Below are 14407 nucleotides of genomic sequence, written 5' to 3' on the forward strand. Positions count from 1 at the left end.
AGCCGGTTTGGAACATTGATGTGCGAAAAATCGTCAGCTGGTTGTTCCAATAGGCGACATTAGAACAGTGATGTGCGAAAAACCGTCTTCCCATTGTTCCAATAGGCGGCATTGGAACATTGAAGAGCGAAATATCGTCATCCGGTTGTTCCAATAAGCTGCATTGGAACATTGATGTGCGAAAAACCACTTCCCATTGTTCCAATAGGCGGCATTGGAACACTGAAGAGTGAAAAATCGTCATCTGGTTGTTCCAATAAGTTGCATTGGAACATTGATGTTCGAAAAACCGTCAGCTTGTTGTTCCAATAAGCCGCATTGGAACATTGATGTTCGAAAAATCCTCATCCGGTTGTTCCAATAAGCCGCATTGGAACATTGATGTGTGAAAAACCGTCTTCCCATTGTTCCAATAAGCAGCATTGGAACATTGAAGGGGAAAAAACCGTCAGCTGATTGTTCCAATAAGCCGCATTGGAACATTGATGTGTGAAAAACCGTCTTCCCATTGTTCCAATAGGCGGCATTGGAACATTGTAGAACCCAAAATCCTCATCTGGTTGTTCCAATAAGCCTCCAAAGCGTTATTTATATATAGATGAAAGTTTCCATTCGAGTAAATTCCGCAAGAACTCCGGAAGCCAGTACTTCTTATTTTCGGCTCGATAGATTTCCGAAAAAAACCTCCCAAACGTGAACATATCCGGTATCGCTAAAACATAGTGCTTTTTTGTTTCGAGTGGTACGCCATTTATCAAAATCTGCTGTACGTTACGTTCTTTTCGGAACTCGATACCATCGTACTCCATCACGCCCATAACCGTACCGCGGAAACCAAGCCCTTTTATTTGCATATGCGGCCACTTTTCATCAAGAGTTTGGAGGAGCACCTCCTTAAGCTCCGCTCCTGTTAGCTTGATGGTACATGGATTGATCGGATGCGGGCAAATTTCAAGCAAGTCGAATTGCGAAACTTCTCCTCTTTTTAACCCATGAAGCAGCATTCCCGCATTCATGAATGCACAATCTGCATCACACCATTCACGCAATGCTTGAGTCAGCATTTTTGAAAGTGCTGAGTGTTCCAGCGGGTCTGCCTTTAATTCCTCAGGAAGGAATGCCACGGTTTTAGCCATAAGCTTTTTACCCTCGGCGTAATACCTATCTGCCATCTGCTGCTCATTTTCAGTTTTTTCAGCCTCGTTCATATCATAAAGAATCGCTCTTTTATTAATGATTTGCTTGGAGTGTTCATGCATCTTCACTGTTACATGGCCGGTATAATAGCCATGCTTGCCTGCTCCTGCAAGCAAAGTTAAACCAATTTCTTTTCCCTCGTGTAAAATGTGGTGCGTATGTCCTCCAAGAATCACATCAATTTCCGGAAACATACCGGCAATAAGTTCATCATCATGAATGCCAAGATGGGATAAAAGGATAATCATATCCGTCTTCCCCTTAAGCTCAGCCAAGCATTTCTTAAGTTCATCAATCGGATCAGCCAGCTTCCAGCCCAGCTGCTCGTAAAAGCGCGCAAAGTTAACCGTCACGCCGATAACACCAATCCTTGTACCCTTTTTACTTATGTATACATAATACGGCTTTGCCCATGCAGGCCTGCTTCCATCAGGCTTATAAAGATTTGCCACGAGCAGTTCGAATGATTTTTCAAGATACATGGAATCCAGGTCCTCAAACGGAAGTGTGATTCCTTCATTATTCCCGATCGTAGCAGCGTCGTAGCCCGCTTCATTCAGCAACCGGCAATTCGCCTTCCCCCTGGTGGCGTCCGAGAGTGGATGCCAGCGGTCCATGTGATCGCCGATATCGAAAATCAGCACCTCATCACCGGCCTCTTCATGCCAGCGCCTCCGCTCAGTCAAGAGTTTATGGATACTTGGCCAATGCTCAAGATGGCTATGTAAATCATTCGTATGGTATATGTGAATTATTTCTTCCATCAAACCATCCATCCTCTTTTAAAATGAAGTGCCCCTGCCTATTTCCGGAAGGGGTCTAGTTATATTTTATGGAGTTTTAAAATTCGGTCTAAAATAAATCAAGCTGCCTTGGGTTCAGTCCTGCGTATTCAATATTTAATATGTCGAGCATCTGCTTAGCATTATCAGCAGCATCTCCGCCTGAATTGTTGTTGAATAGAGCATAGACTTGCTTTGTGCCTAAGTCAAGTTGCCTTAAATTTTCGGCCCATTCCTTCAATTCGCTCTCATTATATCGATAAAGATACCTGACTTCACGCCAGTCCTGGCCTTTCCCCTTCTTGTTCCAGCCATGAACATTCCTTCCATGGAACCGTACAAGCACTTTCTCCGTGCTGGTAGACGCCAGAACAGTTGGAATCGAACCAGTTCCTGCCTGGGGTTCGTCGCAAATGCTGTGGATCCAATTATCTTTTTTCATAAAATCCAGTGTCTTCTCCCGCATCTCGCCCTCAAACCACGATTGATTTCGGAACTCAAGCGCACATTCGATGTCACCCATCTGCTCCCTGCACCAACGCAAGTACTCCACATTCTCACGGCGGCAATCAAACCATGGCGGAAACTGAAATAATGTCATACCATGCTTGTCCGCTTCCAAATATGGCTTGAGCGAGTCTTTATAGGCATTGAACATCTCATTTTTATCTTTAAAAGGAATCTCACCGCGCTGATGGCCGGTCATTCCCTGATAAGCTTTTACAATGAATTGAAAATTGTCAGGTGTGTCCTCAACCCATCTCACCGCATTCTTTACAGGCTGCACAGCGTAAAAAGAGGCATCGACCTCGACTGCGGGAAAGTGGCCTGAGTATTCTTTGAGTTTATCGCGCGGAGCTACCTTGCCTTCATATAAACTGTCATGGTCTCCCCAACCTGTTAAGCCAATAATAATCATCTGTGCACCTCCATATACCTTCATGATAGCATATTGTTACCTTATGAATAAAAATTAAGACCTCATCTAACCTTAATTCCCCCTTATATAAAAGAAGAAACACCTTTAAAATCAATCATTTCCTTATTTTTACTATTTGTACCTTCCTTCTCATCGAGTATTGAAGATTTTCATCGTTAATCACTACGATTTTGCAGCTAATCGCTACAGTTTTGATGGTTTTCACTACGAATTTTGAAGGAATCGCTACAGTTTTGATGGTTTTCACTACGAATTTTGAAGGAATCGCTACGAGATTTGGCAAATTCGCTACGGAATACAGGATAATCGCTACTTTTTCCAAAAAAAGAAAAAAATCCACCTGCCGAGGCAGGTGGATTCCCGTAACTATTATTAACCGATTGAACCTTCCATCTCGAACTTGATCAGGCGGTTCATTTCAACTGCATATTCCATTGGCAATTCTTTTGTGAATGGCTCGATGAAGCCCATTACGATCATTTCTGTTGCTTCTTCTTGCGAGATTCCACGGCTCATCAGGTAGAATAGCTGCTCTTCTGATACCTTGGAAACCTTCGCTTCGTGCTCAAGAGAAATGTTGTCGTTCAGGATTTCGTTGTATGGAATTGTGTCTGATGTTGACTTGTTATCCATGATCAACGTATCGCACTCAATGTTAGAGCGGGCGCCGTCGGCTTTGCGTCCGAAGTGGACAATACCGCGGTATGTTACTTTTCCGCCGTGCTTGGAAATTGATTTTGATACGATTGTTGAAGATGTGTTTGGTGCAAGGTGAATCATTTTCGCACCTGCATCCTGGTGCTGGCCTTTACCTGCAATCGCAATTGACAATGTCATACCACGTGCGCCTTCACCCTTAAGGATGACAGCTGGGTACTTCATAGTCAGCTTTGAACCGATGTTGCCATCGATCCATTCCATTGTTGCGTTTGCTTCACAAACTGCACGCTTTGTAACAAGGTTAAAGACGTTGTTTGCCCAGTTCTGGATTGTTGTGTAACGGCAATATGCGTCCTTTTTGATGATGATTTCAACAACAGCACTGTGAAGTGAGTTTGTTGTGTACACAGGAGCTGTACATCCTTCTACATAGTGTACGTGCGCGCCTTCATCAACGATGATCAATGTACGCTCGAACTGACCCATGTTTTCAGAGTTGATACGGAAATACGCTTGTAAAGGCGTGTCAACTTTTACTCCCTTTGGAACATAGATGAAAGATCCACCAGACCAAACTGCAGAGTTCAGTGCTGAGAACTTATTGTCAGTTGGCGGAATCACTTTTCCGAAATGCTCACGGAAGATGTCTTCATTTTCTTTAAGGGCAGAATCAGTGTCCTTAAAGACGATTCCAAGATCCTCAAGCTCTTCCTTCATGTTGTGGTATACAACCTCTGATTCGTACTGAGCAGAAACACCTGCAAGGTATTTTTGCTCCGCTTCAGGGATACCAAGCTTATCGAATGTCGCCTTGATTTCTTCAGGAACTTCATCCCAAGATTTTTCAGAGCGCTCAGAAGGTTTTACATAATATGTGATTTCATCAAAGTTCAATGAAGCCATGTCCCCGCCCCACTGTGGCATTGGCATATTGTAAAAGTGCTCAAGAGACTTTAAACGGAAGTCCAGCATCCATTGCGGCTCTTCCTTAAGTTTTGAAATTTCTTCAACGATTTCACGCGTCAGACCGCGTTTAGACCGGAAGATGGAAACGTCTTTGTCGGCAAAACCGTATTTATAATCACCGATCTCTGGCATTTTTTTAGCCATCGTCGAATTCCTCCATTCTTAAAGCGTGAAACTTGTTCCCCGCTTTGAAGTTGTACTCGCTGCAGGCCAATCCCCTGCAGGCTTTCTTTGTAAAATCATCCATGATGACTTTTATTGGTTGTCTTCCTCTTCCTTCAGGCCCTTTTCCATCGCCTTCCAGGCAAGCGTCGCGCATTTGATCCTGGCCGGAAACTTCGCAACGCCTTGAAGAGCTTCAATATCTCCGAGGTCCAGGTCATCCTCATCATAGTCATTGCCCTGCATGATGTCAGAGAATATCTTCGAAAGCTTAAGAGCTTCCTCAACACTTCTTCCCTTGATCGCCTGCGTCATCATTGAAGCAGAGGACATGGAAATCGAACAGCCTTCCCCTTCAAACTTCGAATCCGCAACCTTTCCATCTTCAACTTTCATCGTAAGCTGGATGCGGTCTCCGCAAGTAGGGTTGTTCATGTTGACTGTCAAGCTGCCTTCATCCAAAACACCTTTATTGCGAGGGTTCTTATAGTGATCCATAATAACTTGCCGATAAAGGTTATCTAAATTATTAAAAGACATCGCTGAAATACTCCTTTGTTTTGACAAGGCCTGCAACCAGCTTGTCAATATCTTCTTCTGTATTATACAGGTAGAAGCTTGCACGTGCTGTCGCGGACGCCTTCAGCCATTTCATCAGCGGCTGTGCACAATGGTGGCCCGCGCGAACGGCGATTCCTTCAGCATCAAGTACAGTTGCCACATCGTGAGGATGCACATCTTCAAGATTGAAGGTTACAAGTCCAGCGCGCTTTCCAGCTTCCTTCGGCCCATAGATAGTCATTCCTTCAATCGCTGACATTTTATCCATTGCATAAGCTGCCAAAGCATGCTCATGTTTTTCGATATGATCAAGTCCAATATCATTTAGGAAGTCTATTGCTGCACCAAGGCCGATTGCTCCTGCAATAATCGGTGTGCCGCCTTCGAACTTCCAAGGCAGCTCTTTCCATGTTGATTCATAGAGTCCTACGAAATCAATCATTTCACCGCCAAATTCTACTGGCTCCATTTTTTCTAAAAGTGCCTTCTTGCCGTATAGTACACCGATACCAGTCGGGCCGCACATTTTATGTCCAGAAAATGCAAGGAAATCACAATTCAGGTCTTGAACATCAATCTTCATGTGCGGAGCGCTTTGAGCACCATCCACGACCATAATTGCCCCATGCTGATGGGCAATTTCGGCTATTTCCTTAATTGGGTTCATGACACCTAAAACATTTGATACCTGCATGATCGATACGATTTTTGTATTTTCTGTAATCGTTTCTCTTACAGTATCTAAAGAAATCGTGCCATCTGACTGAAGATCAAGATATTTTAAGGTAGCACCCGTTTGTTTCGCCACCTGCTGCCAAGGAATGATGTTGCTGTGATGCTCCATATATGAGATGACAATTTCGTCACCTTCTCTGAGATTATCACGGCCATAGCTTGCAGCTACTGTGTTCAGAGCGGTGGTAGTTCCACGGGTGAAAATAATTTCTTCTATAGACTTAGCATTAATGAACTTACGAACCTTTTCCCTTGCTCCTTCGTAACCATCCGTAGCTTTTGTTCCCAGTGTGTGGACGCCGCGGTGGACGTTGGAGTTGTATTCGCGATAATATTTGTCCAGTGCCTCAATAACTTGCACAGGCTTTTGTGATGTTGCCGCGCTGTCGAGATAGACAAGCGGGCTGCCATTGACTTCCTGATTTAGAATCGGAAATAATTCACGAATTTCGCGGGCGTTCATTATTTTACTTTCCTTTCGATGACTTCCACCAATTGCTTCTTAACTCCCTCGATAGGAAGTTCGTTTACAACTGGCGCAAGGAAGCCGTGAATGACAAGGCGTTCTGCCTCGTGCTTTGGAATACCACGGCTCATCAAGTAGTACAGCTGCAATGGATCAACGCGTCCAACTGATGCTGCGTGACCTGCAGTTACATCATCTTCATCAATTAGAAGGATTGGGTTAGCGTCCCCACGTGCTTTTTCGCTTAGCATCAATACGCGTGATTCTTGTTCAGCGTTTGATTTAGAAGCACCATGCTCGATCTTTCCGATCCCATTGAAGATAGAAGTCGCGCTATCCTTAACAACACCGTGCTTAAGGATATAGCCTTCTGAATTTTTGCCGAAGTGGATGATGCTTGTCGTGAAGTTCTGAGTCTGCTCCCCGCGTCCAACCATAACCATCTTCGTATCGCCGTACGAACCGTCACCAATAAGATTCGTAACGTTTTCAGAGATTGTGTTGCCATCGTTCATCAATCCAAGAGCCCACTCGATGCGAGCATCTCTTCCTGCTTTTCCGCGGCGGTTCACATAAGTTGTAAGTCCAGCAGCTAGCGTGTCAACTGCTCCATACTGGATTTTAGCGTTTTGGCCAGCAATTGCTTCTGTCACAATGTTAACTAAGCCGTTCACTTTTCCAGTAGTTGAGATATAGTTTTCAACGTATGTTACAGAACTATTGTCTTCAGCAACAACAAGAACGTGGTTGAACAGGTTTGCTTCTGCATCATCATGCAGGAAAATCGCCTGAATCGGGTTCTTGACCTGAACGTTTTTAGGAACATATAGGAATGCTCCACCGTTAACAAATGCTGCATGAAGGGCTGTCAATCGATTTTCATCAGACTTAACAGCAGACATGAAATATTTCTTCAGCAAATCGCTGTATTCACGAGCTGCTGTAAAGATATCAGTAAAAACTACGCCTTGCTCCTGCATTTCTTTTGAAAGCTGAAGATAAGCAGGCTTATTATTGCGCTGTACATACAAGCTGTTATCCTTCGCTTCCTGGTCAACTAGCGCTTTTACCTCTTCAGGAAGTTCGTCGATAGAAGAAAAAACATCACTCTTCACAAGGAGTTTTTCAAACTGTGTGAAATTCCATTTATCAATCTTTGTTTTATCCGGTTTTGGCATTGGAAGATCTTCAGCTTTTTCAAGAGACTGAACGCGAAGTTCTGTCAGCCATGCCGGTTCGCTCATTTCTTTTGAGAAGGAAGTGATGTACTCCTGGTCAAAAGGCCATTTCGTTTCCGTCGTCATTATAAATCCCCCCAACGCTTACGCTTCTTGCCCAACTGTTTCGTCTTCGATGCCTAGTTCTTTTTTAATCCAGTCGTATCCTTCTGCTTCTAAGCGCTGTGCAAGCTCAGGTCCGCCAGACTTAACGATGCGGCCCTGCATCATAACGTGCACAAAGTCAGGAGTGATATAGTCAAGTAGACGCTGGTAGTGAGTGATGATCAAGCAGCCGAAATCTTCGCCGCGCATTTCGTTGATTCCTTTAGAAACAACCTTCAATGCATCGATATCAAGACCTGAGTCGATTTCATCAAGAATCGCGATTTTTGGTTCAAGCATCATTAACTGAAGGATTTCGTTACGCTTTTTCTCTCCGCCTGAGAAACCTTCGTTAAGGTAACGCTGTGCCATATCTAAATCCATTTCAAGGAATTCCATTTGCTTATCCATTTTGCGGATGAATTTCATTAATGAAATTTCATTTCCTTCGCCAAGACGGCTGTTTAGTGCAGAACGCAAGAAGTCAGCATTTGTCACTCCACTGATTTCACTTGGGTATTGCATAGCAAGGAACAAACCCGCGCGTGCTCTTTCATCTACTTCCATATCAAGAACGTTCTCGTTATCAAGCGTAACTGAACCGCTTGTTACTTCATATTTAGGGTGTCCCATGATGGAAGAAGATAATGTAGATTTACCCGTACCATTCGGTCCCATGATCGCGTGAATTTCTCCACCCTTAACTTCAAGGTTCACACCTTTTAATATCTCTTTACCTTCAATCTCAACATGAAGGTCCTTAATTGATAATACAGATCCTGCCATAATAATACCTCCGTCAATATAGAAAAGATTTTAAGCCGACTATTGCGGTCTTTAGCTCTATTCTCATTTTATTCTCATTACAATCTTATAACAAATGAAAAGTGTTAGCAACTCTTTAAGAGTAGAAAGAAATTCTTAGAAAGCAGCAGAAATTTGTCACATACTGCAAGCTTTCCCATCAATGATTTTTGGCTCATGCCTCGTGGAGATGAAACGACCGAGCAAATTCATTTGCTCGCAGCGTTTCATCTCCACGAGGCAGCTTTTCAGCGCCAGCTGAAAAGCTTGTGAAGCGTCAGCTTCACAAAATGAGCCAAAAATCCCCGCTATCTTTATTTTTCTTTCCACTCCCCCATTGCCTGTCAGCATTCTGACAGGCGACGATTTCACTGTAACTGTTTTAGCCTTATTCTAACAGAACCAATTTCCATACGTGTTTAATAAGCTCGGCCATCTGCATCATTTTATTTTTACCGTACAAAAGAAAAAAATGTACTATCAAGCAGGGCTGCATTTCGGAAATAATAAAGAAACCAGTGCGATGATCACACTGGTCACAAAACATTTCTTTCTATTATATATAATCCATCTTACGAGTGGATTCTTCGATCAAGGTCTGCGATCATCCGTTGGCTCTGGATATAGTCTCTTTCACGCTTCTTCTCAACTTCCATCCTTGCATCATGGTTCGTGCTGTAAACCTCATAACTAATCCCATGGGCTCCATGCATCGCTTTTTCCATTTCACTTGTGTAGTTCAGCTTTAGCGTACTAATTTTGAATCATCCCTTCGGTTTTTCGCTTTGATCAGCGATTTTTTTGTTAGTGCAATGTTATCACCTTTTGTTTACCACTATCAAAGCGATTAAAACCGTTAATATATGGATGTGGTGGAATATGAAGGCTTATTAGGTTCTGAGCTCTTTCATTCTTACAATCCTTCAATAATCCTCCCGCTAAGAGCTTATCCTGAAATTCGCGTACTTTTTTTCGTTGATATCACTGTGATTTATTGTTTTAAAGTATTTAGTTCAGCCATTGCTTCCTGGACTAGAGTGACTGCCTGACTCATTGCCGCACCCCCGCCAAATGCTGCGGTTACACCAACTGTCTCTAAAATTTGCTCTTCACTCGCTCCCTGGTCAATGCAGCCTTTTAGATGATAGATAATGCAGTACTCATCTTGAGAATAAAGAGAGATCCCTAATGCGATCAGCTGCTTCTCTTTTTGTGAAAGAGTTCCCTCTTGAAAGCATACTTCTGTAAAAGCATTATAATGTTTCGCAAGCTCAGGCATTTTTTGTGTAAAAACGCCAAGACCTTGTTTATATTCATGCAAAGCAGCTTCTGTTGAGTTGCGTGGTTCATAATGATGTTCCATCGTATCCACTCCTATCTTATTTTTTCTCGGTTAGTATGTTAGATTTCGGAGTGGGTTATTCAAACGTTGAGTGCTTCATTTGGCAGCTAAAAATAAAAAGCAGGCTGGCCGCCTGCTTTTATCTACATTCATTATTCTTTTACCGGTACGACAGCACCTTTATACTTTTCTAGAATGAAATCCTGGATTTCTTTTGAATGAAGGACTTCGACAAGAGCTTTGATTGCCGGTTTGTCTTTATCGCCTTCACGGACTGCAATTACGTTTACATAAGGTGAATCACTTTCTTCAATTGCGATAGAATCTTTAATTGGATTCAAACCAGCATCGATCGCGTAGTTAGAGTTGATTAGAACTGCATCGCCTTCGCCATTGTTAAAGATTTGCGGAAGCAAGGCTGCTTCGTACTCAGTGTCAAACTTTAGCTTCTTAGGGTTCTCTGCAATATCATCAGTTGTCGCTTTTACTTTTTCAACGCCTTCTTTAAGAGTGATCAAGCCTTCTTTTTCAAGCATTGTCAAAATACGTCCATGGTCAGCAACTGAGCTGCTCATAATAATGTGAGCTCCCTTTGGAAGGTCATCAAGGCTATTGTACTTCTTAGAGTATACGCCGATAGGTTCGATGTGAATACCGCCTGCAACTTCAAACTTATAGTTATTTTCAGCCATTTGAGATTCAAGGTACGGAATGTGCTGGAAGTAGTTTGCATCAAGTTCTTTTGAATCTAAAGCCTGGTTAGGAACGATATAATCGTTGAATGTTTTGATTTCAAGCTCGTAGCCTTTTTCTTTTAAAAGCGGTTTTGCTTCTTCAAGGATTTCTGCGTGAGGCACATTTGATGCGCCGACAACAATCTTTTTGCTTTCTTCCTTGCCGCCTTCTGTTTTGTCATCGGAAGTACCGCAAGCAGCCAACGTAATAGATAGTGCTAGTGTTATGAATACAATAAGCCATTTTTTCATGTGTTTTTCTCCCCTTATCTTTTGTCTAATTTTCTTGTGACGATATCACCAATGAATTGAATCAAAAATACAATGACTAAAATAATAATCGTTGCCATCAAAGTGACATCATTTCTGCTTCGCTGGAAACCTTCCATATAAGCCAGGTTTCCTAATCCTCCCGCTCCGATTACCCCTGCCATCGCTGTGTAGCTGACTAACGCTATCGCAGTTACTGTAATACCGGAAACTAGCGCGGGCATTGATTCAGGGAGGAGAACTTTCCAAATGATTGTTGTCGTCTTTGCTCCCATCGATTTTGCTGCCTCGATTACCCCTTTATCAATCTCGCGCAAGCCGATTTCAACCATCCTTGCATAGAAAGGAGCAGATCCGATGATCAATGCCGGCAATGCGGCATTTTCTCCAATCATGGTATTCAAGATGAATTTTGTAAAAGGGATCAGCAATACGATTAAGATGATAAATGGAATTGATCGGAAAATATTAACGAAGGCGCTTAAGACTACATTAACTGGTTTGTTCTCCCAGATATTCCCCTTCGATGTGAGAAACAGCAGTAAACCAAGGATTGCTCCCAGAATGAATGTGGCAGCGACAGAGATGGCACTCATATAAAGTGTTTCTCCAGTGGCCTCCCACATTCGGTCCCAATTCACGTTAGGAAAGAAATTTTCAGCCATTCGAAACCACCTCCACGCCAACTTCCTGCTTTCCGATAAATTCGATGGCACGCTGCAAATCGCTTTCTTCACCATCTAAATGGATAAACAGAGTTCCGTATGAACCATTTTGCGTCTGCGATATTTTCCCTTGCAAGATATTGACCATGATCGGGAACTCACGAACGAGGTTAGTGATAAGCGGCTGTTCAGCTCCCTCACCGACAAACGTCAATTGGACAACACGGCCATGTGGATAGAGTGATAGCAAATGGTCAACTGTTTCCTTTGTCTCTTCCGGTTCCGTTACCTGCTGGACGAATCTTTTCGTGATCGGCTGCTGCGGATTTTTAAACACTTCAAGCACCGGGCCTGTTTCGACTATTTTTCCGCCTTCCATTACCGCTACTCTGTGACATATTTTCCGGATTACATGCATTTCGTGTGTGATCAGGACAATCGTAAGTCCCAGCCTTTTATTGATATCAACAAGCAAATCCAGGATTTGATCTGTTGTTTCCGGGTCCAATGCAGAAGTTGCTTCATCTCCTAACAGCACCTTTGGATTATTTGCGAGAGCCCTTGCAATTCCGACCCGTTGTTTTTGTCCGCCGCTAAGCTGGGATGGATAAGCATCTCCCCTGCCGTCAAGGCCAACCAGTGAAATGAGCTCTTTAACCCGTTTGTCTCTTTCCGATTTGGAAACACCGGCAATTTCGAGCGGGAAAGCAATATTTTCCGCCACTGTCCTTGACCAGAGCAAGTTGAAATGCTGAAAAATCATGCTTATTTCCTGGCGAGCTTTTCTGAGTTGAGCCCCTTTAATACTGGATACTTCCCTGCCGGCCACGACCACCGAACCTGATGTAGGGATTTCAAGACCATTCAACATGCGGATCAATGTGCTTTTACCGGCCCCGCTATATCCGATGATCCCGTAAATCTCACCTTCTTTGACTTCAAGATTTACATCATCAACGGCTTTTACTTCTCCCTTTTTCGAAGCATAAATCTTTTTCGCCTTTTTTATTGTGATCAATCGACTCACCCTCTTTACAACCGAATATCTTTTTTTAAAACCGTTAAATTGTCCAACTTTATCAGTCTAGTTTCCCATTCCCTGAGTAAATTAATTCAAACAACTCACAGGGTCTACAGACCAATTATGTTCGTAAAATAATAAAAGCCTTTCTGCTAATGAGCAGAAAGGCATAATTGTAGGCTGTATCCTTTCTCTCATCTATCAAAGCAAAACGCTTTGAGTGAATTGGCACCATTTCAATAAGCAAGCTTATTGACGGTTGCCGGGTTTCATAGGGCACTTCCCTCCACCTCTCTTGATAAGAGCACGCTATTCATTTTTCAATCGGTTTTAAGTTACGAGTGTGATTTTATCACGGAATAAAAAAGGGTGTCAATAAAATTATTCTCAAATATCAAATGGAATGTACTGGAAAATACGTTTTATACTTTTGCTGCAGCAGATGGAACACCAGTCGCTTTTTCGATCGCCTGCTCCAAATCTTCTAAGATATCGTCAATGTTTTCAATGCCGACCGAGAGTCTGATCAGGTCCTCGGGTACGCCGGCTGCCTTAAGTCCTTCGGCATCAAGCTGTTGATGTGTTGTGCTTGCCGGATGGATAATCAGGCTTTTCGCATCTCCCACGTTGGCAACATGCGACCATAATTTGACTGAATTGATCAGCTTGGCTCCAGCGTCCCTTCCTCCTTCGATGCCAAAAACGACAACTGCTCCTGCACCCTTTGGAAGATATTGATCAGCAAGCTTTTTATCTGGATGGTCTTCATGGCCCGGATAAGCAACCCAGGTGACGGCTGGATGTGACTCAAGGAATTCAACGACCCTTAAAGTATTCGCCACATGTTCTTTCATCCTGACATGCAAAGTTTCAATTCCGAGATTGAATTGGAAAGCACTCTGGGGGCTGATTGATGGCCCCAGGTCTCGAAGGAGCTGCACCCGTGCTTTTACAATAAAAGCGGCAGCACCGATTGCTTCGCTGTAGACCAAGTGATGATAGCTAGAATCTGGCTCATTAAATCCAGGGAATTTAGCAGATTTCCAGTCAAAATTTCCGCCGTCAACGATGATGCCGCCGAGAACTGTTCCATTTCCCAAAAGCCATTTTGTAGCTGAGTGGACGACTATGTCTGCTCCATGCTCGATCGGCCGGCACAAATAAGGAGTGGCGAACGTATTGTCAATAATCAGTGGAACTCCTGCCTCATGGGCAATGTCTGCTACTTCAGCAATATCTAAAACCCGCAGACTTGGGTTTCCAATCGTCTCAGCAAAAACAGCCTTTGTTTTCGGCGTGATCACTTTTCTGAAATTCTCAGTGTTTTCAGGATCGACAAAATGAACCTTGATCCCATACTTGGGCAAAGTGACGGCAAAAAGATTATAAGTTCCTCCATAGAGATTGGAAGCCGCCACTATTTCATCCCCAGCCTGAGCAATATTCAAGATTGACATTGTAATTGCTGCCATTCCGCTGGATACTGCCAGCGCGCCGATGCCACCCTCAAGCAAGGCAACTTTTTCCTCGAGAGCCGTTACCGTCGGGTTATGGATCCGGGAATAGATATAGCCCGACTCTTTAAGTGCAAAAAGATCAGCCGCATGGCCCGTATTTTCAAATTGAAAAGCATTGCTAGAATAGATTGGCAACGCCCTGGCCCCTGTAACCGAATCTGGTGATTGCCCTCCATGTACTCCTAAAGTTTCAATTTTGTAGTTCCGCTGTTTTTCCGCCATTTCCATCTCTCCATTCTTTTAATTTTAGGAAAGAAGATACG

16 protein-coding genes and 1 riboswitch are annotated in these 14407 nt (G+C 43.3%); all 16 genes read right to left on the reverse strand.

The window, feature by feature from the left end; genetic code table 11:
- Positions 1-344: 344 nt before the first annotated feature.
- Positions 345-569, reverse strand: a complete 225-nt coding sequence (locus AABM38_RS20800) for a hypothetical protein (RefSeq protein ID WP_423408080.1) — start codon at positions 567-569, stop codon at positions 345-347.
- A gap of 15 nt (positions 570-584) precedes the next feature.
- Positions 585-1961 carry a bifunctional metallophosphatase/5'-nucleotidase gene (locus AABM38_RS20805; protein ID WP_423408081.1) on the reverse strand — a complete coding sequence of 459 codons (1377 nt, stop codon included), beginning with the start codon at positions 1959-1961 and terminating at the stop codon, positions 585-587.
- Between the two features lie 88 nt (positions 1962-2049).
- A complete protein-coding gene (locus AABM38_RS20810; protein ID WP_423408082.1) occupies positions 2050-2898 on the reverse strand; it encodes a DUF72 domain-containing protein in 849 nt (282 codons plus the stop codon).
- 115 nt (positions 2899-3013) lie between these two features.
- Positions 3014-3241 (reverse strand): hypothetical protein, encoded by a 228-nt coding sequence (locus AABM38_RS20815; RefSeq protein WP_423408083.1) that lies wholly within the window; start codon positions 3239-3241, stop codon positions 3014-3016.
- 50 nt (positions 3242-3291) lie between these two features.
- A complete protein-coding gene (gene sufB / locus AABM38_RS20820; protein WP_335374862.1) occupies positions 3292-4689 on the reverse strand; it encodes a Fe-S cluster assembly protein SufB in 1398 nt (465 codons plus the stop codon).
- A gap of 111 nt (positions 4690-4800) precedes the next feature.
- Entirely contained in the window at positions 4801-5247 is a 447-nt protein-coding gene (gene sufU / locus AABM38_RS20825) for a Fe-S cluster assembly sulfur transfer protein SufU (protein ID WP_423408084.1), read from the reverse strand.
- Positions 5237-6466, reverse strand: coding sequence for a cysteine desulfurase (locus tag AABM38_RS20830; protein WP_423408085.1), 1230 nt, complete (start codon positions 6464-6466; stop codon positions 5237-5239). The genes sufU and AABM38_RS20830 overlap by 11 nt, the downstream gene beginning before the upstream one ends.
- On the reverse strand, positions 6466-7773 hold the full coding sequence (gene sufD / locus AABM38_RS20835; protein WP_423408086.1) for a Fe-S cluster assembly protein SufD: 1308 nt from the start codon (positions 7771-7773) through the stop codon (positions 6466-6468). Before sufD ends, AABM38_RS20830 begins: the two co-directional genes overlap by 1 nt.
- 18 nt (positions 7774-7791) lie before the next feature.
- Positions 7792-8577: a Fe-S cluster assembly ATPase SufC gene (gene sufC / locus AABM38_RS20840; protein WP_207502076.1), complete on the reverse strand. Its 786-nt coding sequence runs from the start codon at positions 8575-8577 to the stop codon at positions 7792-7794.
- A 156-nt stretch (positions 8578-8733) separates the two neighbouring features.
- On the reverse strand, positions 8734-8925 hold the full coding sequence (locus AABM38_RS20845; RefSeq protein ID WP_423408087.1) for a hypothetical protein: 192 nt from the start codon (positions 8923-8925) through the stop codon (positions 8734-8736).
- 242 nt (positions 8926-9167) lie between these two features.
- Positions 9168-9320 carry a hypothetical protein gene (locus AABM38_RS20850; RefSeq protein WP_423408088.1) on the reverse strand — a complete coding sequence of 51 codons (153 nt, stop codon included), beginning with the start codon at positions 9318-9320 and terminating at the stop codon, positions 9168-9170.
- Between the two features lie 266 nt (positions 9321-9586).
- Positions 9587-9958, reverse strand: coding sequence for a carboxymuconolactone decarboxylase family protein (locus AABM38_RS20855; RefSeq protein WP_423408089.1), 372 nt, complete (start codon positions 9956-9958; stop codon positions 9587-9589).
- A 131-nt stretch (positions 9959-10089) separates the two neighbouring features.
- The gene (locus tag AABM38_RS20860) at positions 10090-10923 is read right to left on the reverse strand and encodes a MetQ/NlpA family ABC transporter substrate-binding protein (RefSeq protein WP_423408090.1); all 834 of its coding nucleotides are present in this window, start codon (positions 10921-10923) and stop codon (positions 10090-10092) included.
- A gap of 14 nt (positions 10924-10937) precedes the next feature.
- Positions 10938-11606 carry a methionine ABC transporter permease gene (locus AABM38_RS20865; RefSeq protein ID WP_335374855.1) on the reverse strand — a complete coding sequence of 223 codons (669 nt, stop codon included), beginning with the start codon at positions 11604-11606 and terminating at the stop codon, positions 10938-10940.
- On the reverse strand, positions 11599-12624 hold the full coding sequence (locus tag AABM38_RS20870) for a methionine ABC transporter ATP-binding protein (RefSeq protein WP_423408091.1): 1026 nt from the start codon (positions 12622-12624) through the stop codon (positions 11599-11601). The genes AABM38_RS20865 and AABM38_RS20870 overlap by 8 nt, the downstream gene beginning before the upstream one ends.
- A 194-nt stretch (positions 12625-12818) precedes the next feature.
- Positions 12819-12932, reverse strand: a riboswitch (SAM riboswitch).
- Between the two features lie 117 nt (positions 12933-13049).
- Positions 13050-14366: an O-acetylhomoserine aminocarboxypropyltransferase/cysteine synthase family protein gene (locus AABM38_RS20875; RefSeq protein WP_423408092.1), complete on the reverse strand. Its 1317-nt coding sequence runs from the start codon at positions 14364-14366 to the stop codon at positions 13050-13052.
- Between the last annotated feature and the right edge of the window lie 41 nt (positions 14367-14407).

It is taken from the genome of Heyndrickxia sp. MSNUG (assembly GCF_049532715.1).
Classification (GTDB): Bacteria; Bacillota; Bacilli; order Bacillales; family Cytobacillaceae; genus Mesobacillus.